Annotated in this window: 24 protein-coding genes; 15 read left to right on the forward strand and 9 right to left on the reverse strand. The window is 63.0% G+C overall.

Annotation, left to right across the window (positions count from 1 at the left end):
- Positions 1–128 precede the first annotated feature (128 nt).
- Genes GVL04_RS18095 through GVL04_RS18105 form a run of 3 tightly spaced genes read left to right on the forward strand, consistent with a single transcriptional unit; the run spans position 129 to position 1,320 of the window.
- Complete coding sequence (locus GVL04_RS18095; RefSeq protein ID WP_159707075.1) at positions 129–548, forward strand: DUF4244 domain-containing protein; 420 nt, start codon at positions 129–131, stop codon at positions 546–548.
- On the forward strand, positions 545–961 hold the full coding sequence (locus GVL04_RS18100; protein ID WP_159707077.1) for a TadE family type IV pilus minor pilin: 417 nt from the start codon (positions 545–547) through the stop codon (positions 959–961). The genes GVL04_RS18095 and GVL04_RS18100 overlap by 4 nt, the downstream gene beginning before the upstream one ends.
- Positions 961–1,320 (forward strand): Rv3654c family TadE-like protein, encoded by a 360-nt coding sequence (locus GVL04_RS18105; RefSeq protein ID WP_159707079.1) that lies wholly within the window; start codon positions 961–963, stop codon positions 1,318–1,320. The genes GVL04_RS18100 and GVL04_RS18105 overlap by 1 nt, the downstream gene beginning before the upstream one ends.
- Positions 1,321–1,359: 39 nt before the next feature.
- Here the strand turns inward: GVL04_RS18105 and GVL04_RS18110 are convergent, their stop codons facing one another.
- Together GVL04_RS18110 and GVL04_RS18115 are read right to left on the reverse strand one after the other, a co-directional pair.
- Complete coding sequence (locus GVL04_RS18110) at positions 1,360–3,702, reverse strand: DEAD/DEAH box helicase (RefSeq protein WP_159707081.1); 2,343 nt, start codon at positions 3,700–3,702, stop codon at positions 1,360–1,362.
- An 81-nt stretch (positions 3,703–3,783) separates the two neighbouring features.
- Positions 3,784–4,479, reverse strand: a complete 696-nt coding sequence (locus tag GVL04_RS18115) for a GNAT family N-acetyltransferase (RefSeq protein WP_159707083.1) — start codon at positions 4,477–4,479, stop codon at positions 3,784–3,786.
- A gap of 148 nt (positions 4,480–4,627) precedes the next feature.
- Here GVL04_RS18115 and GVL04_RS18120 point away from each other — a divergent pair, with 148 nt between their 5' ends.
- Positions 4,628–5,524 (forward strand): rhodanese-related sulfurtransferase, encoded by an 897-nt coding sequence (locus GVL04_RS18120; protein WP_159707085.1) that lies wholly within the window; start codon positions 4,628–4,630, stop codon positions 5,522–5,524.
- Positions 5,525–5,531: 7 nt separating this feature from the next.
- Here the strand turns inward: GVL04_RS18120 and GVL04_RS18125 are convergent, their stop codons facing one another.
- Entirely contained in the window at positions 5,532–6,062 is a 531-nt protein-coding gene (locus GVL04_RS18125; RefSeq protein ID WP_159707087.1) for a hypothetical protein, read from the reverse strand.
- A gap of 65 nt (positions 6,063–6,127) precedes the next feature.
- On the reverse strand, positions 6,128–6,571 hold the full coding sequence (locus GVL04_RS18130; RefSeq protein ID WP_159707089.1) for a hypothetical protein: 444 nt from the start codon (positions 6,569–6,571) through the stop codon (positions 6,128–6,130).
- A 92-nt stretch (positions 6,572–6,663) separates the two neighbouring features.
- Here GVL04_RS18130 and GVL04_RS18135 point away from each other — a divergent pair, with 92 nt between their 5' ends.
- The 7 genes from GVL04_RS18135 (at position 6,664) to proC (ending at position 15,559) form a co-directional block, all read left to right on the forward strand.
- The gene (locus tag GVL04_RS18135; protein WP_159707091.1) at positions 6,664–8,313 is read left to right on the forward strand and encodes a methyltransferase; all 1,650 of its coding nucleotides are present in this window, start codon (positions 6,664–6,666) and stop codon (positions 8,311–8,313) included.
- Between the two features lie 7 nt (positions 8,314–8,320).
- A complete protein-coding gene (locus GVL04_RS18140; protein WP_159707093.1) occupies positions 8,321–9,031 on the forward strand; it encodes a helix-turn-helix transcriptional regulator in 711 nt (236 codons plus the stop codon).
- 125 nt (positions 9,032–9,156) lie between these two features.
- The gene (topA, locus tag GVL04_RS18145; RefSeq protein ID WP_159707095.1) at positions 9,157–11,880 is read left to right on the forward strand and encodes a type I DNA topoisomerase; all 2,724 of its coding nucleotides are present in this window, start codon (positions 9,157–9,159) and stop codon (positions 11,878–11,880) included.
- 66 nt (positions 11,881–11,946) lie between these two features.
- Positions 11,947–12,381, forward strand: coding sequence for an SseB family protein (locus GVL04_RS18150; protein WP_159707097.1), 435 nt, complete (start codon positions 11,947–11,949; stop codon positions 12,379–12,381).
- 89 nt (positions 12,382–12,470) lie between these two features.
- A complete protein-coding gene (locus GVL04_RS18155) occupies positions 12,471–13,592 on the forward strand; it encodes a Ppx/GppA phosphatase family protein (protein ID WP_159707099.1) in 1,122 nt (373 codons plus the stop codon).
- A gap of 1 nt (position 13,593) precedes the next feature.
- The gene (locus tag GVL04_RS18160) at positions 13,594–14,427 is read left to right on the forward strand and encodes a sugar phosphate isomerase/epimerase (RefSeq protein WP_159707101.1); all 834 of its coding nucleotides are present in this window, start codon (positions 13,594–13,596) and stop codon (positions 14,425–14,427) included.
- A gap of 301 nt (positions 14,428–14,728) precedes the next feature.
- Positions 14,729–15,559, forward strand: a complete 831-nt coding sequence (gene proC / locus GVL04_RS18165) for a pyrroline-5-carboxylate reductase (protein WP_159707103.1) — start codon at positions 14,729–14,731, stop codon at positions 15,557–15,559.
- A 10-nt stretch (positions 15,560–15,569) separates the two neighbouring features.
- On the opposite strand, the gene GVL04_RS18170 is transcribed toward proC, so the two are convergent.
- The 3 genes from GVL04_RS18170 to GVL04_RS24720 are packed head-to-tail and all read right to left on the reverse strand — an operon-like array spanning position 15,570 to position 17,865.
- Positions 15,570–16,256 (reverse strand): TrkA family potassium uptake protein, encoded by a 687-nt coding sequence (locus tag GVL04_RS18170; RefSeq protein WP_159707105.1) that lies wholly within the window; start codon positions 16,254–16,256, stop codon positions 15,570–15,572.
- Complete coding sequence (locus GVL04_RS18175; protein WP_159707107.1) at positions 16,249–17,682, reverse strand: TrkH family potassium uptake protein; 1,434 nt, start codon at positions 17,680–17,682, stop codon at positions 16,249–16,251. The genes GVL04_RS18170 and GVL04_RS18175 overlap by 8 nt, the downstream gene beginning before the upstream one ends.
- 45 nt (positions 17,683–17,727) lie before the next feature.
- Complete coding sequence (locus GVL04_RS24720; protein WP_235036344.1) at positions 17,728–17,865, reverse strand: hypothetical protein; 138 nt, start codon at positions 17,863–17,865, stop codon at positions 17,728–17,730.
- On the opposite strand from GVL04_RS24720, the gene GVL04_RS18180 reads away from it, so the two are divergent.
- On the forward strand, positions 17,864–19,012 hold the full coding sequence (locus tag GVL04_RS18180) for an acetoin utilization protein AcuC (RefSeq protein ID WP_235036345.1): 1,149 nt from the start codon (positions 17,864–17,866) through the stop codon (positions 19,010–19,012). The genes GVL04_RS24720 and GVL04_RS18180 overlap by 2 nt on opposite strands.
- 61 nt (positions 19,013–19,073) lie before the next feature.
- Here GVL04_RS18180 and GVL04_RS18185 read toward each other — a convergent pair whose 3' ends face one another.
- Entirely contained in the window at positions 19,074–19,550 is a 477-nt protein-coding gene (locus GVL04_RS18185) for a hypothetical protein (RefSeq protein WP_159707111.1), read from the reverse strand.
- A 156-nt stretch (positions 19,551–19,706) separates the two neighbouring features.
- On the opposite strand from GVL04_RS18185, the gene GVL04_RS18190 reads away from it, so the two are divergent.
- Both GVL04_RS18190 and gdhA read left to right on the forward strand, forming a co-directional pair.
- Positions 19,707–20,279, forward strand: coding sequence for a helix-turn-helix transcriptional regulator (locus GVL04_RS18190; protein ID WP_159707113.1), 573 nt, complete (start codon positions 19,707–19,709; stop codon positions 20,277–20,279).
- A gap of 207 nt (positions 20,280–20,486) precedes the next feature.
- Positions 20,487–21,824: an NADP-specific glutamate dehydrogenase gene (gene gdhA / locus GVL04_RS18195; RefSeq protein WP_159707115.1), complete on the forward strand. Its 1,338-nt coding sequence runs from the start codon at positions 20,487–20,489 to the stop codon at positions 21,822–21,824.
- An 82-nt stretch (positions 21,825–21,906) separates the two neighbouring features.
- Here gdhA and GVL04_RS18200 read toward each other — a convergent pair whose 3' ends face one another.
- The gene (locus GVL04_RS18200) at positions 21,907–23,238 is read right to left on the reverse strand and encodes an alpha-hydroxy-acid oxidizing protein (RefSeq protein WP_159707117.1); all 1,332 of its coding nucleotides are present in this window, start codon (positions 23,236–23,238) and stop codon (positions 21,907–21,909) included.
- 90 nt (positions 23,239–23,328) lie between these two features.
- On the opposite strand from GVL04_RS18200, the gene GVL04_RS18205 reads away from it, so the two are divergent.
- Positions 23,329–24,027 (forward strand): FadR/GntR family transcriptional regulator, encoded by a 699-nt coding sequence (locus GVL04_RS18205; RefSeq protein ID WP_159707119.1) that lies wholly within the window; start codon positions 23,329–23,331, stop codon positions 24,025–24,027.
- The last annotated feature ends 41 nt before the right edge of the window (positions 24,028–24,068 follow it).

Raw genomic sequence — 24,068 nt, forward strand, 5'->3', positions numbered from 1 at the left:
CCCTCCACATCCAGCGGTTCGTCAGGGTTTATCCACTTGAAGGAATCCCCGTCTTACGGCCAACACCCAGCCACGGAAGAGTCGAATCAGCTGGCGGACCCGCTGGCACTCCTGAAAGGAAACCCACCGTGAAAACACTTTCCACTACGCTTCCTGGCCTTCTCGCTGACGCGCCCCGGGATCGGCCCGCTCCCTTTGGGGTCCCGGAGGCTCCTTCCCTGGAACCGGTGACAACCCAGCCGTACGAGCCCTCCGAGTACGAGCTGGAACATAACGAACTCGAGCGATTCGATGTCGAGGAAGAAATCGGGGAGTTCGAACTGGGCTTCGACGAATTTGAGGAGTTCGAGGAGGGGCGGCTTGAGGACGATGGGTTCTGGGCAAGGACGCAGCTGATGGGTTCGGAAGCGGGTATGGCTACCGCCGAGTACGCCATCGCTACTCTTGCTGCCGTAGGTCTTGCCGGCCTGCTGGTGGTCATACTTCGCAGTGAAGAGGTTCGCGGCTTCCTTCTCAATCTGATCCGCACTGCACTGTCCTTGCCATGACGCGCGTGCTGCCTGCCCGCGGGCAAGCGTCCCGGAGCAAACAGGATCGGGGTGCTGTCACTGCTGAATTTGCCGTCGCTTTGCCTGCCGTGATACTGCTCCTGGCCTTCATGCTGGCAGGCGGCGCTGCGGGCATCACTCAACTGCGTCTGGAGGAAGCCGCCAGGGCAGGTGCGCGGGCATCGGCCAGGGGCGAGACAGCGGCCTCGGTGCAAGGAATCGTCAGGAGGCTTGGCGGGGAGGGCGTCAGTTCGTCGCTGGTCGACGACGGCACTTGGCTCACAGTGACAGCCTCGTCGCCCGTTGGTGGCGCCTTGGGAAAACTGATCCCGTGGACGCTGTCAGCATCGGCATCCGCCCGTGGAGAATTACCCAGTGCAGAATCACCCGGTGAAGGGTCAGGCGTCCCGTGATGCCCTTGCCAGCACGCTCCCATCATGAGCGCGGGGCTGGAACGGTTCTCGCTCTGACGTTGGGTGCGGTCGTGATGGCATTGCTTGTAGGAGTGCTCCTGCTGGCGCAGGCGGGAGTGTTGGCGTCACGGGCTGCATCGGCCGCTGACCTCGCAGCTCTTGCTGCGGCAGATGCTGCCCGGGGCCTCACGTCAGGAGATCCGTGTGCAGTGGCGTCCGATGTAGCCGGGCGCCACGATGCAACGCTGACTTCCTGCACCGTGGTCGGAGGGGACGTGGTGGAAGTCGCCACCGCGCTGGCACACCCTTTCGACTGGGGAGGTGCCACCGGCCGGGCTCGGGCCGGACCACCCCCGTAGGCTGCGTGCGCTGACTGTTTTGCTTGGGCGGAGCCGTGGCTAGACGGCGTCCTTCAACAAGACTCCCAGCAATGTGATGGCGGCTGCCTTGTCCAGCGGGTTGTTCTTGTTGCCGCATTTGGGGGACTGAACGCAGGACGGGCAGCCGTTCTCGCACTCACATGCCTTGATCGCCTCCCTCGTGGCGGTCAGCCAGGTCTTGGCCTTTTCAAAGCCCCGCTCAGCGAATCCAGCGCCGCCTGGATGGCCGTCGTAGACGAAGATCGTGGGCACACCCGTGTCGGCGTGCAGGGCGGTGGAAACCCCGCCGATGTCCCAGCGGTCGCTTGATGCCACCAGGGGAAGGAGCCCGATGGCGGCATGTTCGGCCGCGTGCAGCGCCCCGGGAAATTCCGCTTCCACCAGGCCGGCTCCGTGAAGCGAACGGTTATCCACCACAAACCAGACGGCCTTGGTAAACAGATCGCGTGCCCCCAGCTCGAGGGGTTCCTCGCCAAGGATCTCATTTGAGATCAATGCCTTCCGCTGAAAGGAGACAACTTGAGTGGTCACTTTGACGTCGCCGAAATGCACGGTGATGTCGCCCCACTGCACCGAACGGGATGTTTCGAGGACCTCGATCTGGGTAACGTCCCGGGCCGTGGTGTAGAAATCGGGGTTTACGCGCCGGACCATCACGCAATGGTCGGATTCGTTCAAGTCCTCCACAAGGTAGCTCTCGCCTTGGTGGACATAGATGGCACCCGTGTGGGCCTGGTAGTGCGTTTGTGGCGAGTCCATGGTTCCCAGGAGGGACCCGGTCTCAGCATCGACGATGCTGACAGGTCCGCCTCCGTCGGCCCGGAGGTTCACCATCCCTGCGGCGCTCTCCGGATGTGTCCAAAACCATCCTGCGGGCCGCTTCCGGAGGTATCCCTGAACCACCAGACGATCGAGAAGGCCTTCTGCTGTTGGGCCGAAGAGTTCAAGCTCGGCAGGACCGATCGGCAACTCCGCTGCGGCCGCGCACAAGTGCGGACCGAGGACGTACGGGTTGCCGGGATCAAACACGGTGGCTTCCACGGACACATCAAAGATGGCCTCGGGATGGTTGACCAGATAGGTGTCCAGGGGGTCGTCGCTGGCCACAAAGGCCGCTATGGCATCCTGCCCGGCCCGTCCGGCGCGTCCAATCTGCTGGAAAAGGGAAGCGCGGGTGCCCGGCCATCCGGCCACAAGCACCGCATCGAGCCCCGAAATGTCGATGCCCAGTTCCAAGGCAGACGTGCTGGCAACTCCCAGCAGCCGTCCGGACCTCAATGCTTGCTCCAAGGCCCGCCGCTCTTCGGGCAAGTACCCGGATCTGTAGGCGGCCACCCGGCCCGGCAAGCTGGGGTCCACCTCGTCCAACAATCTCTTGGTGATGGATGCGATGGACTCGGCGCCGCGTCGGGATTTGATGAAAGCGATGGTCCGCACGCGGGAGGAAACGAGGTTGGCCAGGATGTCCGCTGTTTCGGCTACGGCAGTCCGCCGCTGTTTGGCACCATTCTCGCCCTTGAGGTCAGTGAGCGCCGGCTCCCAGAAGGCCACGGTGGTGGAGCCGTGCGGAGAGCAGTCTTCGGATACTTCCCTCACAGGGGCGCCGATGAGCCGTCCGAAGGAAACTCCTGGGTCGGAGGCCGTGGCAGATGCTGCAATGAACACAGGCTCGGGGAAAGTGTTTCCCGCACCGTAGTAGGCGCAGATCCGCCGGAGGCGGCGCATCAGATTGGCGACGTGGGAGCCGAAGACACCGCGGTAGCTGTGGGCTTCATCCACGATGACGTAGCGCAGCCGCCGGAAGAACTTCGCCCACCACGTGTGGTTGGGAAGGATTCCGAAGTGCAGCATGTCAGGGTTGGCCAGGATGAAGTTTGCGTGATCACGGATCCATCGGCGCGACGCAACGTCGGTGTCGCCGTCGTATGTTTCCGCCCGAACAGTGGGCAGCTTCAGCGCGCGGATCGCGGCAAGCTGGTCAGCTGCCAGGGCCTTGGTGGGCGAGAGATAGAGGGTGACCGCACCGTCGTCGTGGATCTTCCCGGGATCGGACAGGACCCGCAGTTCGGAGCGGTGTATCGCGTCCAGGGCTGGCAATTGGTAGGCGAGCGACTTCCCCGAGGCTGTTCCGGTGGCGATGACCACGTGCTGGCCCGAGTGGGCGAGGTCGGCGGCCTGGATTTGATGCCGGTACGGTTCATGGATCCCCAAGGTTCCATAAGCTGCCACGACGTCGGGGTGCACCCAGCCGGGCCACGGCTCGTTAACGGCTTTTCTGGCAGGGATGGTGTGGACATGCCGCAGCTGCTCAGGGTCCGGTGTCCGGCCCAGCAGGGAGATCAATGAATGAGGTGCAGCCACCGAATCATTCTGTCACTCCGCAGGCACGCCGACGGCGGCACCCAAGGGCTCCGCCGTCGTGCCTGGCCTTTCCCGTCGCCGCTAGGCCCCCGAGAGGTCCGATCCTTCAGTGCCACTGACGGACATCATGAGCACGTGGCACACCACGTCCCATCCAAGGTGGGAGTAGAGCTTCTGGCCGTCCAAGGATGCCAGCAAAAGGCCGTTTTCAACGTCATGCGAGAAAGCCTGGGCGGCCAGGGCCTTCATGATGAAGCTTCCCAGTCCGCGACGTTGGAAGTCGGGTTCGGTGACGATCTTGTCGAAGACAGCGGTGCCGTCCACCACGAAAACCCGGCCGCTGGCGGCAACCTGCTCGCCGGAGTGGACCACAGCGTGATGCACCCCGTTTGATTCGGAGGTTGCAAGCTCCAGGTCGTCGTCAGGAAGCCAGGGATCCTCGGCATCCTGGGTTTCCATGTCCACGATCATCATGGTTTGCGAAGCGGACGTCACGGTGAGCCCGTGCTGTTCAGCCAGGTACTTGTACCGTTGGACGTCGTTGGTGAGGATCGTCAGGATCCGGGTTGGGGCTTCTGCGGTCTTGCCCGCCAGGGCAGTGAACTCTTCGTCCGAGGGATCATGGGCGAAATACTCCCAGTCACCGGTTTTGTCGGCGCGAAAGGCGGCAGGGAAGCGGCCCTCTTGGCGTAACTCATAGCCCCGGCAACCGGACCAGCCGGCCACCCAGACTTCCAAAAGGTGCGCAATGTCTTCAACCAAGGCGTCTGGACTCATGTAGAGAGAGTATGCCAGCGCACCATGAAGCAACAGAGCCCTGTCAGCCCGGGAATCGTTGCTTATGGAATTGTGACGTCTTCTCCTGCCCGGAAGCCCGGAAGCGGCGGCCGAGGGGCGATTTTACTGCACCAAGTACCCTTGAATAGTGGCTTTAAACAGAATTGTGCTCTTCTATGGCTTTACCCCGATCGCCGACCCCGACGCCGTGCGTCTGTGGCAGCGCGCCCTGTGCGAAAAACTTGGCCTCACCGGTCGGATCCTCATTTCGAAGGACGGCATCAACGCCACGGTGGGCGGCGAGCTGAACAACATGAAGCAGTACGTGAAAACCACTCGTGAATATAAGGGTTTCCACGGAATCGACTTCAAGTGGTCAGAGGGTGGCGCAGCCGACTTCCCTCGCCTCAGTGTCAAGGTCCGCGATGAGATCGTCTCATTCGGTGCTCCCGGCGAACTCAAGGTCGATGACAACGGCGTGGTGGGTGGCGGCAAGCACCTCCAGCCAGAGGAACTCCACGCGCTGGTGGAGGCCAGGAAATCCAGCGGCGAAGACGTTGTGTTCTTCGATGGCCGCAATGCCTTCGAAGCGCAGATCGGCAAGTTCAAGGACGCGATCGTTCCGGACGTCGACACCACCCATGACTTCATCAAGGAACTGGATTCGGGCAAGTACGACGACCTGAAGGACAAGCCCGTAGTCACGTATTGCACCGGTGGCATCCGCTGCGAGGTATTGTCCAGCCTGATGGTCAACCGCGGCTTCAAAGAGGTCTACCAGCTGGACGGCGGGATTGTCCGCTACGGCGAAACGTTCAAGGACAAGGGCCTGTGGGAGGGTTCCCTTTATGTCTTCGACAAGCGCATGCACGTGGAGTTCAGCGAGGACGCCAAGACCATTGGTGAGTGCGTCCGCTGCGCCGCTCCAACCAACAAGTTCGAGAACTGTTCCAACCTCAGCTGCCGCACCTTGACCCTCTATTGTGCCGAATGTGCTTCCAGCCCGGAAACACTGCGGTGCCCCGGAGGCTGCGAGGCCGCCTAAGACAGCCTCAGAGCCTGCTTACCCTGTAGGCGAAGTTGGCGTCCGACCTGGACCCGACCGTGATGGACAAGATGGCATCCTTATCCAGTTGAACCACGCTCACCCGCGCATTGGCGCACCCCAGAGTCAGGTCCACGAGTGCCACGTCGTTCAGCCGGACGGCGAAAGTCACGCGCCGGGTACCCCGGCATGCCAACGTCACCGCGTACGTTCCTCCGGGCAACTGAACTGTTTGCTCGGACTTGGATTCGCCGGGGTTGAGGTAACCGCTGCTTGAGTAGAACGACTGTCCCTGCGATTCAGGCAGGGAAGCCTTGGCCCACTCTTCCAGGGCTTCGCCTGTGACGGTTTCTTCCAGCGCCGGATCGGGCGGAAGGACAACATTTCCGGCTGTGGAAGTGGAGCTGGCCTCTGGCCTGCCGCCGTCCTCGTAGGTATATTCGCAGCCGGCCACGCTGCCGCAGAGGACAACGAGAAGTACGACGGCGGCCCTCGCCAGCCGCTGTGGCATCACCGAGCAAGCTGCCTTGCTGCCCATGCACTGACTTTACGCCGCTGCAGTCGCTGGCTGAAGGGCTGTCTGCCGGAGGTTCCGGTGAGGGTCTAGCTGGTGGCTGGAACCATGTGGTAGGCGTAGATCAGCGGTGCATCGACGCTGCTCGTCGAGATGCTGAGGGAGCCCGTGCCGGGCACTTTGATCTTCACCACATCAAGGTTCCCATTGCAGGCTGCCGCGGCGTCCGTGATCTTGTTTCCGCCCGATGAGACGGCGAAGTAAGCCTTGCCGCCGCCATCGCACGCCATGGTGAGTGTGTAAGTTCCGGCAGGCACACTGGGTGCTTCCTTCACCAGCTCATCCCGGTTCAGGATCTTGCCCGAGTCCTCCAGGACCACACCGTTCACTGCCGGAAGGACTTTGTCCCTCCACGCCGGGACGTCTGCATCTGCGATATTGACCGGTGCCTGGCAGCCGCTGACTCCCAGCAGGGCCCCGGCGGTCATGGCAACAAGGCACGCACGGCGCCTTGTGGAGGAGAAGTTGAGCATGATTCCAAGTTACCGGGTTCCAGGCGGGACGATTGTCCACATAGCTCCACGGGGGACCGGCCTGCCTATTGCACCGCACCTACACTTGCAGGGTGACTGACACAGCTTTCTTGTTTACCGCCGGCAACATTGACGATGCTCCCCGAAGCGACCAGCCCGAGCTGCTCCCGGTGCTCGCCGGGGACCTTCGTGCCGTCTCCTACACAGTGGACGGCGTCGCTGGCCTTCTGGGGGAGTCCGCCTCCGCAGCGCTCAGCAGGGATCAAGTGGTCCCTGCGCTCCTGGCCACTGAGCGGTTGACGGATTCCCGCGATCCTGCCGTCCGGGCTTTGACTGTGGTTGTCCGTCTCTGGCTGCTCGCCGTCCCGCAGCCTGTCGCTGAGGTGGACTCTGCCTTGCCCGGGATCCGCGTGCAAGGACTGGTGGACCTGGGCTTGGTGAACGTCGAAGAGGGAACCGTCCGTGTCAATGTGGACTTGCGTCCCTACGGCTGGGAGGCCAACGCCGATGGCAGCGGCGGTGCGGAGCTCTGGGTCGCCAGCGACCTCGCAGCCCACCAGCAACCGGGAGTGCTGCGGCACGATCACGTCCTTGGCATCGGGCGTGCGTCCACAACTCTCGTCCAAACCACGTTCAGGCAGCACACCAAGCGCGCCTTGGACTTGGGGACTGGTTGCGGCATCCAAACATTCCACCTCCTGCACCACTGCGAGCATGTGACGGCCACGGACATTTCCGAGCGGGCCCTGGCGTTCACCCGCTTCAACCTGCTGCTGAACGCGGCGGAGCTTGACCTGGATCCCCGCAATTTGCAGAGTCGCGTGAGCTTGCGCCTGGGATCGCTCCTGGAACCGGTGGCAGGCGAACAGTTTGGCCTCGTGGTCTCCAATCCTCCCTTCGTGATTACACCTCGCACAGGCGGCGAATCGTCGTCGGACCAGTTCACGTATCGTGACGGAGGGCTCCCGGGGGATGGCATCGTGGCTTCGTTGGTGCAGTCCCTCGCTGGCGTACTCGAACCCGGGGGCACGGCCCAGATGCTGGGAAATTGGGAAGTCACCGCTGGCACGGACTGGAAAGACCGTCCCACGGACTGGCTCCATGATTCAGGCCTGGACGTCTGGTTCATTCAGCGGGAGCAGGTTGATCCGGAGCAATACGCGGAAACCTGGCTGCAGGACGCCTCGCAGAACCGCGAACGCGAGCAGTACAAGGACTCCTACGCCGCCTATCTTGATGACTTCGCGTCCAGGAACGTGGAAGGCGTGGGCTTCGGCATGATCTGGCTTCGCCGCCCCGCATCCGGTCACGAGCCCGTCCTCAGCCGGTTCGAGGAGATCACTTATCCCATCCAGCAGCCCATCGGACCGCATATGGGCGCGGCTGTGGAACAAGCCGATTGGGTAGCTGCCAATCCGATACCTGAAGCGCATCTGCTGGTGGCGGAGGACGTCACCGAGGAACGGCATCAGCGTCCCGGAGCCGCCCACCCCGGGGTCATCCTGCTGCGGCAGGGAGCGGGTCTTCGCCGGACCAATTTGCTCAGCACCGAACTCGCTGGCTTCGTCTCGGCCTGCGAGGGACAGTTGTCGGTCCGGCAGATCGCCTCGGCTTTGGTGTCGCTGCTGGGCGGCGGAGACGACTTCGACGAGGATGCTTTCCGTGAAGGACTGTTCCGCGACGTCGCCAACCTGGTCCTGGACGGCTTCCTGCTTCCGGATCCCGCGCGAATCAGCAAATGAGCAGCGAATGAGCAGCGACGCGATGCCATCGGCGATCAACGCCCGTCCTCGCACAAGTGACCCTGACTACACTGATGAAGTGATTGCGAACAACGAGACATCCCCGGCGTCAGGCGACGTTCCGCGGCGGAAGCGGGCCGAGAAGACGGTTGAGATCACCGATCCCAAGGCCATCCGTGCCTTGGCGCATGCTGCCCGCATCGAGGTCATCTCCGAGCTCTATGCCACTCAGGTGAGCCATACGGCAACGGAACTCGCTGCCCGTACGGGCCTCACCCCCAGCGCCATGAGCTACCACCTCCGCGCCCTCCAGAAATGGGGGATCGTGGCCCCGGCCGAAAACGCCGGAGACGCACGCGAACGGCGATGGAAAGCGGCCGGAACGGACTTCACCATCTCGGGAGGCAGCGTCGCCAGCCCAGAGATTGCCGTGGTTGACCTGGAACTCGATGCCTTCCGCCGAAGGGCTTCGGCGTTCGCCAAAGCCCGGGGGGAACGCAGACAGCGAGGTGAAGGGGGAGAGGAACCGGTATCGGTGGTCCTCTCAAGCAACCTGCTGTACCTCACCAACCCCCAACGCAAGGAACTTGCGGACAGGATCCGAGAAGTCGTGCGGGAGTACGAACTCGAAGATCCAACCCATATACCGGAGGGTGCTGAACGTGTGGCAACCTTGTGGTCAATGATCCCGGATGACCGCGTGGCACCCGGGCAATAGAGGGCCCACGCGGCCACCAAATGACCGCCCTGGTTTCCGTACCAAAACGCAGGATTCTGCAAACTATGGTGAACTAGGCCAATATGGGCACCAGCCCAATTACACATTTTTTCTGTAGGAGCACCGTGCCCAGCAAGGCAAAAACCGGCAAGAAACTCGTGATCGTCGAGTCTCCCGCCAAGAGTAAGACCATCGCCAAGTACCTGGGCGAAGGCTTCATCGTCGAGGCTTCCATCGGCCACATCCGGGACCTCCCGCAGCCGTCCGATCTCCCTGCAGAACTGAAGAAGACCTCGCTGGGCAAGTTCGCCGTCGACATCGAAAACGACTTCAAGCCGTACTACGTTGTTTCCCCGGACAAGAAGAAAAAGGTTGCAGAGCTCAAGGCCCAGCTGAAAGATGCCGACGCGCTCTATCTCGCAACCGATGGGGACCGCGAAGGCGAAGCCATCGCGTGGCACCTCCTGGAGGTCCTGAAACCCAAGGTTCCCGTTTATCGCATGACCTTTGGCGAAATCACCAAGGAAGCCATCCACCGCGCCATGGACAACCTGCGCGACGTGGACACGGCTTTGGTGGATGCCCAGGAGACACGTCGTATCCTGGACCGCCTCTACGGCTATGAGATTTCCCCGGTGCTGTGGCGCAAGGTGGCCCGCGGTCTGTCCGCCGGCCGCGTGCAGTCCGTGGTGACACGCATGGTGGTGGACCGCGAACGTGAGCGCATGGCCTTCCGGGCAGCGTCTTACTGGGACCTCACCGGCCAGTTCGGTTCGGACTCGGGCTCGTTCAAAGCCAAGCTCGCCGCCGTGGATGGGTCCAAGGTTGCCAGTGGCAGGGACTTCAACGACAACGGACAGCTCACCTCGTCCACCGTGGTGCACCTCAACGAAGAACTCGCCACCTCCTTGGCTTCCGGCCTCGAAAACGCCGACTTCCGCGTCCGCTCCGTAGACACCAAGCCGTACACCCGCCGCCCTGCCGCACCGTTCACCACGTCGACGCTGCAGCAGGAAGCCGGCCGTAAGCTCCGCTTCTCGTCCAAGAGCACCATGCAGGTAGCCCAGCGCCTGTATGAAAACGGCTACATCACTTATATGCGTACCGACTCGTCGGCGTTGAGCGATGAAGCCCTCACGGCATCCCGTCGTCAGGCCGCCGAGCTCTACGGCCCCGAATACGTGCCCCAAAGTCCCCGCGTGTACGCCAACAAGGCCGCCAACGCCCAGGAAGCGCACGAAGCCATCCGTCCCGCAGGAGACTCCTTCCGCACGCCTGCGCAGGTTGCCAAGCAGCTGAGCGGCGACGAGTTCCGGTTGTACGAGCTCATTTGGAAGCGCACGGTCGCCTCGCAGATGGCTGATGCCAAGGGCTCCACCGCAACCATCCGCCTTGGTGCTGTCGCTTCCGACGGACGCGACGCCGAGTTCTCGGCTTCAGGTACCGTCATCACCTTCCCAGGCTTCCTGGCCGCCTACGAAGAGGGCAAGGACGAGAGCCGAGGGGATGAGGAATCCGACGAAGCCCGTCGTTTGCCCAACGTTGCCAAGGGCGATTCCCTGACGGCCTCGGACATCCTGGCAGTGGGCCACGAAACGTCACCGCCGCCGCGGTACACGGAAGCATCGCTGACCGCTGAGCTGGAAAAGCGGGGCATCGGCCGTCCGTCCACCTATGCGTCCACGATTTCCACCATCCAGGACCGCGGCTATGTCCGCAAACAGGGTTCCGCGCTGGTTCCCAGCTGGATCGCCTTCTCCGTAATCCGCTTGCTGGAGCAGCACTTCACGGATTACGTGGATTACGAGTTCACGGCTGACATGGAAGGCGACCTGGATAAGATCGCCAACGGCCAAGCTGTAGGCGCTGCCTGGCTCAAGCACTTCTACTACGGTGAAGACGCTGATCCCGGCCTGTTGAGCATCGTGAACAACCTGGGCGAAATCGATGCCCGCGAGATCAACTCCGTGCCCATCGCCGAAGGCATCACCCTCCGCGTGGGCAAGTTCGGCCCCTATCTGGAAAGCTCGATCCCCACGATCGACGAGAAGACCGGTGAGGTGGTTGAGTCCTCACGGGCCAACGTCCCCGAGGAACTCGCACCGGATGAGCTCACGGCCGCCAAGGCCATTGAGCTGATGGAGACTGCTGCCCCGGAGGAACGGGTCCTGGGAACGGATCCGCACACCGGTCATACCGTGGTTGCCAAGAACGGCCGCTATGGAGCCTACGTCACCGAAATCATCCCGGAGATGACCGAGGAACAGCTGGCCAACCAGCCGGTTGAGTATTACAAGAACGGCAAGCCGAAGCCGCCAAAGAAGCCCGTCAAGGCCAAGCCGCGCACCGGTTCGCTGTTCAAGTCCATGACCGTGGACACGGTGACCTTGGACGAGGCACTGCAGCTCATGAGCCTGCCCCGGGTCCTGGGCGAGGACGCTGAGGGCAACCCCATCACGGTGCAGAACGGCCGTTTCGGTCCGTACCTGAAGAAGGGCACGGATTCCCGTTCCATAGGATCGGAAGAGGAAATCTTCACCATCACCCTGGAGCAGGCGCTGGAGATCTACTCGCAGCCCAAGCAGCGTGGCGCCCGTGCGGCCGTACCGCCGCTGGCCGAGTTCGGCCCGGACCCGGTCTCGGAAAAGAACATCGTGGTGAAGGAAGGCCGCTTCGGTCCGTACATCACCGATGGCATCACCAACATCACCGTCCCTCGTTCAACGTCGCTGGAGGAGTTGACCCGGGAACGCGCCGTCGAGCTTTTGGCCGAAAAGCGGGCCAAGGGGCCGGTCAAGCGAACCACTACACGCAAGGCGCCGGCCAGGAAGGCCGCAGCCAAGAAGTAGCTTCAATGAAGGCCGGGACAGCAATGGCGAATTGCGTCCCGGCCTTCATCGTGGTCGAGTAGAAGCATGACTGAACAGACGGTTTCACCGGATAACGAACCCTTGAACGACCTCGAGGCAAAGCTCGCCTCGGCCGAACAGCCGGACGCAAACCCGGTGGACGTCATCCTTGCCTTCCTGAACAACGAGGTCTACCTCGTCAGCACAGAAGTCGTAGATGGCCCGGATTCCTCCGTTGAGCCGCTGGTGCTCTCCAACGCCGATGGCCAGCCCGTCCTCGCGGTGTTCAGCCACCCGAGCCGTGTGGACGAGCGGTTCCTCGACGCAGCCCCTCACGTGCTGGGGACCATGGGGTCGGCGATCCTGGGCAACATCGGCGACGAACTGGGCATGGTCATCAACCCGGGCAGTGAGTTCGGCTTCGAAATCGATCCCGAGGGCATCGCGAACATCCGCCGCGACTTCAAGCGGGCCGACGAAGCAGGGGAGCCCGCGGAATAGCGGTCGCCGAGGCTGCCGGACACCATCCCGTCAGCGAAACGTCGTCACCAGGTTGCTTCACGGGCTTCGAATCGGTGAATAATGGCAGAATGCGTCTTGGCGTTCTCGACATCGGTTCCAACACCGTCCATCTGCTCCTTGTGGATGCTCACCCGGGCGCGCGTCCGGTGGCTTTCGCATCCCACAAACGTCCATTGTCGTTGGTGCAATACCTCGATGGTGACGGCAATATCAACGACGCCGGCCAGCACGAACTCATTGAGTTCGTCCTGGAAGCCTGGGAGTTCGCGGCCAGCCACAAGGCCGAGGATCTCCTGGCCTTCTGTACTTCGGCGATCCGCGAAGCAACCAACGGCCCGGAAGTCCTGGCCCGGGTCAAGCACGAAACCACAGTGACCCTCCAGGAACTCACGGGCAGCGAAGAAGCATCCATGACGTTCTTCGCCGTCCGCCGCTGGTACGGATGGGGCGCAGGTCCCATCCTCGACCTTGACATCGGGGGCGGCTCGTTTGAAATGGCCTACGGAACGGATGAGCTCCCTGAGTTCGCCACCTCCGTGCCCCTTGGCGCCAGCCGCTTGACGCGGGACTGGCTCCACGACGATCCCCCCAGTGCCAAGAGTGTCAAGGAGTTGCGGCGCTACATCCGCTCCACGCTGAAGCCGGTGGTTCGGAACTTCCATGAGCTGGGCCGCGCCAACCTGGTGGCCGGCACCTCCAAGACCTTCCGCTCGTTGGCCCGTATTGCCGGCGCTGCTCCAAGCGGCGCGGGCCCCTACGTCAAGCGTGAACTCCATGCGGCGGACCTGGGTCTCTGGGCCCAGCGCATTTCCGCCATGACAGTGGAAGACCGGCTGTATCTCCCCGGCGTCTCAGATGCCCGTGCCCGCCAGTTGTTGGCCGGTGCACTGGTTGCCGAGGCAGCTCTTGAGCTTTTTGAATTCCCCAAGATGGAAATTTGTCCCTGGGCACTGCGGGAAGGCCTTATCCTGCGCCGACTTGACCAGTTGGTTTTCGAAGAGGCCCTCGATCCCGCTCCGCATGTGGGCAAGCGAAAGAAGGACAAGTCCAAGAAAAAGGCAGGCAAGGACGGCGGCAAGGCGACGGACACTGATGAAGACCAGCCCCATATCCGGGACTTTCCTGTCCCCGTAAACACCCCGGCCCCTGCACCAATCCCAGCCCCCGTGGCAGGCGGGCTGGCCTCCTGAGATGAGCAACGACGTCGAACCTGAAGTGAATGACCGCCAGATCCCTGTAGCGCTGTCCAGCGCATCCGTCTACCCCCTGAGCGTCCACGACGCCTTTGCCGTGGCGCAGGACCTGGGCTACGAGGGCGTGGAGGTGATGGTCACCAACAATGCGGTGAGCCAGAACCCTGATGCCCTGATCCAGTTGAGCCACCGCTACCACCAGGAAATCGTGTCCATCCACGCGCCCACGCTGCTGCTGACCCAGCAAGTTTGGGGTACGGCGTGGAACAAGATCGAGAAGTCATGCCAGATGGCCGCGGACGTCGGTTGCGACACCGTGGTGGTCCACCCGCCTTTCCGTTGGCAGTCCAACTACGCCGAGAACTTCGTGGAAGGCGTCCGGGAGATCGCGGCGATGTACCAGGTTCATATCGCCGTGGAAAACATGTACCCGTGGCGTGTCCGCGGACGGGAAGCTGTGGCCTACCTGCCGCACTGGGATCCGCTCGGGCAGGATTACGACGACGTCACGTGGGACTTCTCGCACGCTGCCACTGCGGGGGCCAACAGTTTGGAAGCCATCAAGGCCCTGGGAAACAAGCTCCGTCACGTCCACCTCACCGACGGCTCGGGTTCCGGCAAGGACGAGCACCTTGTGCCCGGTACAGGAACGCAGCAATGTGCGGATGCCCTCCAACATTTGGCATCCAGTGGCTTTGACGGTGTTGTGGTGGCCGAGATTTCCACCCGCAAGGCAAAGGTGGCGGGGGAGCGCGAGGAAATGCTTGCGGAAACTCTGCGTTTCGCGAAGCAGCACCTCAGCGTTCCGCTGCTTCGAAGCGTAGACAACTAACGGCGTCGAACATCAATACGCGGCTGTCGTCCTGACAAGGGGCGGCAGCCGCGGTGGTTTAACGCGGGTGGAGGCTTAAAAGCGAAAGCACCGGCGGCCGAATCGGGAAATGGGGGAAAACCCGCCCGGCCACCGGTGCTGCTGGCGGACATCCCCATGCCCGCCTCATCACTCGCACCCTCAATGAGGTAACTACTAAGTTACGGACCAAGGATGAGTGCTGCCTGCAATAACCTTGGGAACAAGCTGGGAATCTGGAAACCGTTAGACCCCGTCCAAGGCCAACTGCAATGATGGAGCAATGAGCAACCGAATCGCATTCCTTGGCTGTGGATCCATGAACGAGGCAATCCTGGGCGGTCTGATTGCCGCTGGGACGGACCCATCCGACATTGTCGCCACTGTCCGCCGGGCAGAACGCGCTGACGAGCTGGCGCAGCGCCATCACGTCATGGCGATCGCGGGCGAGGAGGAGCCGGACAACAACAAGCTGGCCACCAAGGGCTCCAGCATGGTCATCCTGGGTGTCAAGCCGGTGGGCATCCTGGACCTGGCACGTGAGATCAGCCCGGCCCTGGCGAAGGACACCCTTGTGGTCAGCGTTGCCGCAGCGGTTTCCATCGCCCAGCTGGAAGCAGCGCTGCCGGAGGGTCAGCCGGTGATCCGCACCATGCCCAACACGCCGGCAAGGCTGGGCCGCGGCGTCATTTCCGTCTCCCCGGGAACGCATTGCACACCTGAGCAGCTGGAAAAAGCCAAGAAGGCGCTGGCGGGTGCCGGCACGGTGGTCGAGATTCCTGAAGAGCAGGTGGACGCACTGTCAGCCATCAGCGGTTCCGGCCCGGCCTACGCGTTCTATCTGGCCGAGGCCATGGCTGCGGCCGGCGTCGAGCTCGGCTTGGACCAAGAGCTTTCCGTCATGTTGGCCCGGGAAACCGTGGCGGGTGCCGGCTTCATGCTGGCCGAACCGGGAGCAGATCCCACCGCCCTCCGAATCGCCGTTACCAGCCCCAAGGGCACCACGGAACGCGCAATTGCCGCTTTTGACGACGGCGGGATCCCCAGGATCATCGCGGACGGCACCCGCGCGGCTGCCGCCAGGGCAGCGGAGATCACCAAGCAGCTCGGCTAGGAATCGAGCGCTACGGCCGCGCTGCGAAGCGCTCCAGCAGGTCCACGTGTCCGGACACGATCAACATGTCGTGGCCGGACACTTTGGTTTCCGGCCGGGCATAGGTGAAGTCCTCGCCCGGGGTTTTCACACCCACAATGGTCACGCCGTACTTGGAACGAACCTTGGATTCCTCCAGTGTGAAGCCCACCGTTTCCTTGGGCGGGTACATCTTGACGATTGCGTAGTCGTCGTCGAACTCGATGAAGTCCAGCATGCGCCCGGACACCAGGTGGGCGGCACGGACGCCGGCGTCAGCCTCCGGGTAGATCACGTGGTTGGCGCCGATCCGGGTGAGGATTTTGCCGTGCGAGGGGGTGATGGCTTTGACCCACAAGTGTTGGATGCCGAGGTCCACCAGGTTCACGGTGATGAGCACTGAGGATTCGATGGACGTGCCCACCCCAACCACGGCAGAGCTGAACTCCTGGGCACCGAGCTGGCGCAGGGCATCGATATTGGTGGCGTCGGCCTCCACCACGTGCGTGAGGACGGGCGCCCATTTCTGGACGAGGGTGCGGTCGCGCTCGATGGCCAGGACTTCGCGGCCCTGCTTGACCAGCTGTTCGGCGGTCGCAGACCCGAATCGGCCAAGCCCAATGACCAGTACTGGTGCGTTGTGTGCGGGGCGGTTGGCAGCCCCCGTGGCACTAGCCAATGATTGGCCTCTCTTCCGGGTAGTGGTACAGCTGGCTGCGTTGGCGCAAGGCCAGTCCGGCAGCAAGGGTGACGGTGCCGACGCGGCCGGCGAACATCAAAACAGTGAGGACATACACGCCCGACGGCGGCAGCTCGGCACTGAGGTTGGTGCTCAGTCCCACGGTGGCAAAGGCGGAAATGGATTCGAAGAGCACCCGGTCCAGCGAGGCACCGCTGATGGAGAGCAGCAGGAACGCGGCCACGGACACCAGGGTGGCTCCGGCGACGATCACCGAGATGGCTACGCGCATGGTGCCCTGGGGAATGGTGCGGCCGTAGACCTTCACGTCGGCGTCACCCCGGGCTTCGGCCATGATGGCCAGGAACATGACCGCAATGGTGGTTACCTTGATGCCGCCCGCGGTGGAAGCGGAGCCACCGCCGGCGAACATGAGGGCATCGGTCAGGAGCATCGTGGTGGATTCCATGTGGTTCTGGTCCACGAGGTTGAAGCCGCCGGAACGGGTCATGACCGACGCGAACAGTGAATGCGTGATCTTGTCGCCGAGGTCCATATGGCCGATGGTCCGCAGGTTGTCCCACTCCATGAGGCCCCAGAGAACAGTGCCTGCCGCCAGCAGGATGAAGGAGACCTGGATGGTGAGTTTGGTGTGGAGGTTCCACTTTTTCCAGTTAAGCCCGTTTTGCTGCAGCACCATCACCACTGGGAAGCCGAGGCTGCCGAGGAAAACCCCCAGCATCAGCGGGATGAGGATCCAGAGGTCGGTTTCGTAGGGAACGATTCCGTCCGAGTGCGGGGTGAAGCCTGCATTGTTGAACGCGGAAATCGAGTAGAAAACACCGTGCCAGACGGATTGCCAGAAGTCCTCGCCGAGCAGTATGAAGCGCGGAATCAGGGCGAGGGCAAGTGCGGCCTCGATGACCACGGACGTCACGATGACGATCCGGAGCAAAGTACCCACCTCGCCGAGCCGGCCCGCGTTGTTCATGGCTTCCTGGGCGATGAGCTTGCCACGCACACCCAGCCGCTTGCTCACCATGAGGGCCAGCAGCGAGGCCAGGGTCAAGGTACCAAGGCCACCAACGAAGATGCCGATCAGAATGACCAGCTGGCCGAAGAACGTCCAGTGCGTGGCAGTGGAAACTACTGTGAGTCCGGTAACGCAGACGCTGGAAACGGCTGTGAACATTGCTTGGTGCAGTGGTGTGACGGTCCCTTCCGAGGATGCGGCAGGGAGGGACAGCAAACCGGTGAACACCAGGATCACCACCGCAAAGACGGTCAACGCCAATCGGGCCGGTGAGGTGTTGGCAATGTTGTCGATGAAGTCGCGCACGCGGGTGAAGATCCAGAGACCTTCCCGCTCCTGCTGGTTGGGTTGCCAGTTGGCCGGGCTGGTGGACCGCGACTGGCTTTGAGACATGGCGCTCTTCCTCGGTTGAAACAAGCTTTCCTGAGTAGTAAACCACTATTCCCGCGGCGTAACCGGGCGGTAGCGCCCTCCCGCCTCGGGTAGCCTGTTCTGGATGAACTCCAGGGCCGGAACCACGGCGTCCAGCATTACGCGCTCCGCACTGCCAACGACGGTGGTGTGGGATCCAGCCATGACTGCCTACAACTTTGGTCCAGGGCACCCCATGGCCCCGCAGCGGCTGGAACTGACAGCGCGGCTGGCCGAGTCCCTGGGGCTGTTCGCCCATCAGCATGTGGCGGTGGAGGCACCCAAGGTGGCGACCGACGTCGAACTCCTCACGGTGCACAGCGCCGGCTATGTGGAGGCCGTTCGCCGCGTCAGCGAGGATCCGTCCAGTCCCGAGGAAACCCGCGGGCTGGGCACCGAGGATGATCCCGCGTTTGCCGGCATGCATGAGGCCAGTGCCCGTCTTGCCGGTGGCTCGTTGCTGGCCGCTGAGACCATCCTGTCCGGCGAGGCAGTACGTGCCGTGAACTTCAGTGGCGGCATGCACCACGCTGCGCGCGAGCGGGCCAGCGGCTTTTGCGTGTATAACGACGTCGCGCTGGCGATCCAAAGACTGCTCGACAGCGGTGTTCAGCGAATCGTCAGTATCGACGTCGATGCCCACCACGGCGACGGGACGCAGAGTATCTTCTGGAACGATCCCCGGGTCATGACCATCAGCCTGCACGAAACCGGCCTCACACTTTTTCCGGGCACCGGCTTTGCCAATGAAACCGGAGGTCCGGCTGCGCCCGGGACCGCGGTGAACGTTGCGCTGCCTACCTTCACGGGCGACGCGGCCTGGTTACGGGCCTTCCACGCCGTGGTCCCGCAGCTCGTGGGCGCCTTCCAGCCTGAGGTGATCGTCAGCCAACACGGTTGCGACTCCCACCGGGACGACCCCTTGACGCACCTCAACCTGAGCGTCGACGGACAACGTGAGGCGGCGTCCGCCGTCGCAAGCCTGGCGGCCCGCTACTGCGACAACCGCTGGATCGCCACAGGTGGAGGCGGCTACGACGTCACTGGTGTTGTGCCGCGCGCCTGGAGCCACCTGATCGGGATGGTGACGCAACGCCCGGTACCCCTCAGCACGCCCGTGCCGGAAGCCTGGCGGACATACGTCAAGGAAACGTACGGTGTCTGGGCCCCGGAGTCGATGGGCGACGACGTGGATGTCTGGTGGCGCTCGTGGGAGGTCGGATACGACCCCGCGGACGAGGTGGACAGGACCGTCATCGCCACGCGCAAGGAGATCTTTCCGCTGTATGGCCTTGATCCCTGGTTCGACTGACCCTGGTGCGACTGACCCTGGTTCGACTGACCCTGGTGCGGCTGACCGCTGACCTGGAAGGCTAGGGTCCGGTCCTCTCTGTTTGGAAAACCACTCCGGCGGCCCCCACGAGCCAACCAAGCAGGGACAGCGCGAAGGCTCCGATGAGGTCCGTGGATGCCTGGCCTTTGAACAGCCAGAGCACCAGGACCAACATGCCCATGGTCATGTAGACCATGATCGCGAAAATCACACGGCCGGAGAGCCTGGTGGCCACGTCAGCCGGGCTGACCAAGGGGCTGGGCGATCCGGCGTCGGCATTGTCACGTTTTACTTCTGAAATAGTGAAGCCGAGTGCTGAGGCTGTGAGCGAACTCAGCGACGTTGCCAAGACTCCCGCTGCGGTGACCAAGGCGCCGTTGAGTTCAGGCGCCTCCGCAGTTCCAGAGGGTACCCACGTGCCGACGCGCACCAGGACCGTGGTCCATACGAGGACAAAAAGGGCCAGGAATACAGCGGCAATGATGTCGAAGATGCGCCGCCGGAAAAATTCAGTCATTGCCATGCACCCCGTGCTTTTGGCGGCCGGGGCCTGGGAGCCCGGACGGACCGTGCCTCCGTTGTAACATCGGCCCTCGCGGGGGTCAACGATCCCTGCCTGTCGCGGCAGGAAACAGGGATGCCAATTGGCGTATATGTCGCTAGGGTGGGAGGCATGGTGACTGACGACGTATTTGCCGTCATAGCTGAGGCAACCAGGCGCGACATCCTGGTCTCCCTCCGCTCTGGGGATAAAGCAGTAGGCGAACTGGTGGAGGAACTGGCTGCGAGCCAGCCCACGATCTCCAAGCATCTGAAGGTGCTCCGCGAGGCGGATCTCGTCAGCATGCGCGCGCAAGGCCAGAAGCGCTTCTACGCGCTGAACCCGAAGCCGCTCGCCGGCGTCGCGAGTTGGCTTGAAACGTTCGACGTCGGAACCTCGGCTCCCGCCGCCGTCGTGCCTCCTGCTGTGGTGCCGTCCAGCTCTGAGTCGTCCACCGCTGCGCCTCCTGCTGAGGTTCCTGCGGCTGCTGCCGTTCCCCCGGCGACGCCCACCCGAACCGACGCCATAGGCCAAGCCGTGAAGGTACATGCGAGTGGGACGCCGGTGACCCTGGACCCGGCTTCCGATGACACCGTTCCCCAACAGATTGGCCGCACAGTGGGCCGGGCGGCCACTAAGGCTGCTGATCTCCTGGCGAACCTCCCGAACCTGCCCAACCTTCCTAAGTTCGGGCGTAAGCGGTAGCGGGCACCAACTTAACGTGATCCTCCTCACATTGTGAGTTTTTGTTAACCTTGCATTTCCTTGAGTTTTCAACGATTTTCTACAGTTGTGTTAACTCCGGAAATAGGGTCACATTGGCTCTGGATGGAGATCCCATGTCCCTCGGTGCAACCATGGGCGGGACTAATCGTCTCGCCGCGGGTCGGCGCACTGAGGATAGGAACACGCATGGATTCAAGGCTCGAAGCTGTCCGCGACACGGTGTTGGCGCGGAACCCGGGGGAGAAGGAATTCCACCAGGCCGTCACTGAGGTCTTCGAAAGCCTCGGTCCCGTGCACGATCGTCATCCTGAGTTCCTTGAGGGTGCGGTCCTGGAACGCCTCTGCGAACCCGAGCGCCAGATCATCTTCCGCGTCCCATGGACCGACGATGCCGGCCGGGTCCACGTGAACCGCGGCTTCCGTGTGGAATTCAACTCGGCCCTCGGCCCGTACAAGGGCGGACTCCGCTTCCACCCTTCGGTGTACTTGGGAATCGTGAAGTTCCTCGGCTTTGAGCAGATCTTCAAGAATGCTCTCACCGGCATGCCCATCGGTGGCGGCAAGGGCGGCTCGGACTTCGACCCCCGCGGGCGTTCCGATGCGGAAATCATGCGTTTCTGCCAATCCTTCATGACCGAGCTCTACCGCCACATCGGCGAATACACCGACGTCCCCGCCGGCGACATTGGCGTGGGCGGCCGCGAAATCGGCTACCTCTTTGGCCAGTACAAGCGCATCACCAACCGATACGAATCCGGAGTCCTCACCGGCAAGGGCATCTCGTGGGGTGGGTCCTTGGTCCGTCCGGAGGCAACCGGCTATGGCACGGTGATCTTCGCCCAGGAGATGCTCAAGACCCGCGGCCAGTCCTTTGATGGCCAGCGCGTTGTTGTCTCAGGTTCCGGCAACGTGGCCATCCACGCGATTGCCAAGGCGCAAGCCCTTGGCGCCACCGTGGTGGCCTGTTCCGATTCTGCCGGTTACATCGTGGACGAGGCGGGAATCGACGTCGCACTTCTGAGCCAGATCAAGGAAGTAGAGCGCGGGCGCCTCACCGAGTATTCCGCCCGTCGCGCCGGTGCCAGCCATGTTGTCGGTGGGTCCGTGTGGGACGTTAACGGCACCGTGGCGCTGCCGTGCGCCACGCAGAACGAGCTCGATGGTGATGCTGCGGCCAAGCTGGTCAGCAATGGACTGATCGCTGTGGCCGAGGGTGCCAATATGCCCTCCACGCGGTCCGCAGTATCCGTGTTCCAGGAGGCCGGGATCCTGTTCGGACCGGGTAAGGCTGCCAACGCCGGTGGCGTGGCTACCTCTGCGCTGGAAATGCAGCAGAACGCCAGCCGCGATTCATGGTCCTTTGAGCACACCGAACAGCGCCTCACCGAGATCATGGTGGGCATCCACGACCGCTGCGCAGCCACGGCTGACGAGTATGGTGCGCCCGGAAACTACGTGGTAGGCGCCAACATCGGTGGCTTCGTTAAGGTTGCCGATGCGATGTTGGCTCAGGGCCTGATCTAGCACCCCCGTAGCTCAACTAAGTAGCAGCCGAGCGCGTTTTGACAGCTCAAAACGCGCTCTGCTGCTACTTACATGGGTGCGGTTATCGCTGGAGCAGCCGTACGTGGTCCGGGTTGAGGTCCGCCACCTTGCTGACACCCAGCAGCGCCATGGTCCGGGTCATGTCCTTCTCCAGGATCTGGATGGTGCGGTCCACGCCTTCGCGTCCGCCGGCCATGAGGCCGTAGAGGTACGCGCGGCCGATCAGGGCAAAGTCTGCGCCCAAGGCCAGAGCCGCAACGATGTCCGCACCGCTCATGATGCCCGTGTCCAGCATGACCGCGGCCTTGCTGTTGTCCGCCTTCAGTGCCGTGGTGACCTCCGGCAGCAGGTGGAACGGGATAGGTGCGCGGTCCAGCTGGCGGCCGCCGTGGTTGGACAGGATGATGCCGTCCGCGCCGTGGTCCACTACCTTGCGGGCGTCTTCCACGGTCTGGATGCCCTTGACCACCAGCTTGCCCTTCCAGGTTTCACGGAGCCAGTCCAGGTCCTCGTACGTCAGCGTGGGGTCGAACATCGAATTGATGAGGTCGGCCACCGTGCCGGTGTAACGCGAAAGCGATGCGAAGGTCAGGGGCTCGTGCGTGAGGAAGTTGAACCACCAAGCCGGACGGTAGGACGCGTCCAGGACGGTCTTCAGTGTCAGTGCCGGCGGGATAGTCATGCCGTTGCGGACATCGCGCAGGCGGGCGCCGGCAACCGCGGTGTCCACCGTGACCATGAGGGTGTCGTTGCCGGCCCTGGCTGCCCGCTCGATCAGTTCCAGGGAGCGGTCGCGGTCCGTCCAGAGGTAGAGCTGGAACCAGTTGCGGCCGTTCGGAGCAGCGGTGGCCACGTCTTCGATGGACGCGGTGCCCATGGTGGACAGGGTGTAAGGAATGCCTGCAGCTTCAGCAGCCTGCGAGCCGGCGTACTCGCCCTCGGACTGCATCATCCGGGTGAATCCCGTGGGTGCAATGCCGAACGGGAGGCGCGATTCCTTGCCGAGGATGTCCGTGCGGAGATCGATCCTGGAGACGTCGCGCAGAATGCCTGGACGGAATTCGATGTCCTGGAAGGCTTGGCGTGCGCGGCGCAGCGTGATCTCTTCTTCGGCAGCGCCGTCGGTGTAGTCGAACGGAGCCTGTGGGGTGCGGCGCTTGGCGATGTCGCGCAGTTCCCAGATGGTGCTGGCCCGCTTGAGCCGTGCGGTCTTGCTGAATTCCGGCTTCTTGAACTGCATCAGCGGCGCCAGGTCGGAAACCTTGGGTACGCGGCGCTTGAGGGCCGGTGGCTGCACGACGGCGGGCCGCGGCTGGGCGGGGCGCGTCGCGTTTTCGTCGCTGCCGGCATTGGCAGGGGCGGCGGTGATCTTGGGATCGAGGGTCTCGGTCATACGGTTCTCCCTTGAATTCTGTGGTCCTACCACTGTGGTCTAACCACACTGTAATCCATGTGGTTGGACCACATCAACTAGTATTCCGTTATGCGTACCCACGAGTTGGTCCTGCAATGGATCGAGAAGCAGTTGTCCGACGGAGACCTTGCCCTTGGCGGCCGGCTGCCGGGTGAACGCGCCATGGCCGAACAATTGCAGGTGTCCCGGACGTCCGTGCGCGAGGCGGTCCGGATTCTGGAGGCGATGGGCGTGGTCCGTGCCGGCGTGGGCTCGGGCAAAGATGCTGGGACGGTGGTCATCGCCGAGCCAGGGTCCGCGCTGGGTTCCACGCTGCGGTTGCACGTGGCCACCCGGCACCTTCCGGTGGCTGACATCGTGGAGACCCGCGTGCTGCTCGAGTCCTGGGCGGCTGAACGGGCCCATGTTGGCGTGCCGGAGTTGGTGGAAGCCGCGGAGCTGCTGGACCAGATGGACGAGGCCCCGGATATTGACTCCTTCCTGGCCCTCGATGCCCGCTTTCATGTGGCGCTGGCTCAAGCAGCCGGCAACTCCGTGGTCAGCGCCATGATGGCCTCGCTGAGGGGTGCGATCGAGAACTACGCCGGTGAGCTCACCGGAAACCTGCCCGATTGGGGCGCTACGTCAACCCGGCTGCGCGCGGAACATCGCGCCATCCTCACCGCCGTGAACAATAACGACGGCGGCAAGGCAGCTGAGCTGGTGGCTGCCCACATCCAGGGCTTCTACAAAGAGGCGGGAGTGGGCGCAAACCCTTCGCCCAAGTGACAGTTAATGCCAATGCCCGCGGGGAACATTGGCATTAACTG

This window comes from Arthrobacter sp. 18067 (genome assembly GCF_902706295.1).
GTDB lineage: Bacteria > Actinomycetota > Actinomycetes > Actinomycetales > Micrococcaceae > Arthrobacter.

Bases quoted from the DNA above. Each gene is read 5' to 3' on its own strand.
- GVL04_RS18125 (WP_159707087.1), bottom strand. From the start codon at position 6,062: ATGGGCAGCAAGGCAGCTTGCTCGGTGATGCCACAGCGGCTGGCGAGG.
- GVL04_RS18175 (WP_159707107.1), bottom strand. From the start codon at position 17,682: ATGTCTCAAAGCCAGTCGCGGTCCACCAGCCCGGCCAACTGGCAACCC.
- proC (WP_159707103.1), top strand. From the start codon at position 14,729: ATGAGCAACCGAATCGCATTCCTTGGCTGTGGATCCATGAACGAGGCA.
- GVL04_RS18100 (WP_159707077.1), top strand. From the start codon at position 545: ATGACGCGCGTGCTGCCTGCCCGCGGGCAAGCGTCCCGGAGCAAACAG.
- GVL04_RS18185 (WP_159707111.1), bottom strand. From the start codon at position 19,550: ATGACTGAATTTTTCCGGCGGCGCATCTTCGACATCATTGCCGCTGTA.
- GVL04_RS18205 (WP_159707119.1), top strand. From the start codon at position 23,329: ATGCGTACCCACGAGTTGGTCCTGCAATGGATCGAGAAGCAGTTGTCC.
- GVL04_RS18200 (WP_159707117.1), bottom strand. From the start codon at position 23,238: ATGACCGAGACCCTCGATCCCAAGATCACCGCCGCCCCTGCCAATGCC.
- GVL04_RS18115 (WP_159707083.1), bottom strand. From the start codon at position 4,479: ATGAGTCCAGACGCCTTGGTTGAAGACATTGCGCACCTTTTGGAAGTC.
- GVL04_RS24720 (WP_235036344.1), bottom strand. From the start codon at position 17,865: ATGGCTGGATCCCACACCACCGTCGTTGGCAGTGCGGAGCGCGTAATG.
- GVL04_RS18155 (WP_159707099.1), top strand. From the start codon at position 12,471: ATGCGTCTTGGCGTTCTCGACATCGGTTCCAACACCGTCCATCTGCTC.
- GVL04_RS18180 (WP_235036345.1), top strand. From the start codon at position 17,864: ATGACTGCCTACAACTTTGGTCCAGGGCACCCCATGGCCCCGCAGCGG.
- GVL04_RS18150 (WP_159707097.1), top strand. From the start codon at position 11,947: ATGACTGAACAGACGGTTTCACCGGATAACGAACCCTTGAACGACCTC.
- GVL04_RS18160 (WP_159707101.1), top strand. From the start codon at position 13,594: ATGAGCAACGACGTCGAACCTGAAGTGAATGACCGCCAGATCCCTGTA.
- GVL04_RS18190 (WP_159707113.1), top strand. From the start codon at position 19,707: ATGGTGACTGACGACGTATTTGCCGTCATAGCTGAGGCAACCAGGCGC.
- gdhA (WP_159707115.1), top strand. From the start codon at position 20,487: ATGGATTCAAGGCTCGAAGCTGTCCGCGACACGGTGTTGGCGCGGAAC.
- GVL04_RS18130 (WP_159707089.1), bottom strand. From the start codon at position 6,571: ATGCTCAACTTCTCCTCCACAAGGCGCCGTGCGTGCCTTGTTGCCATG.
- GVL04_RS18140 (WP_159707093.1), top strand. From the start codon at position 8,321: ATGAGCAGCGACGCGATGCCATCGGCGATCAACGCCCGTCCTCGCACA.
- GVL04_RS18105 (WP_159707079.1), top strand. From the start codon at position 961: ATGCCCTTGCCAGCACGCTCCCATCATGAGCGCGGGGCTGGAACGGTT.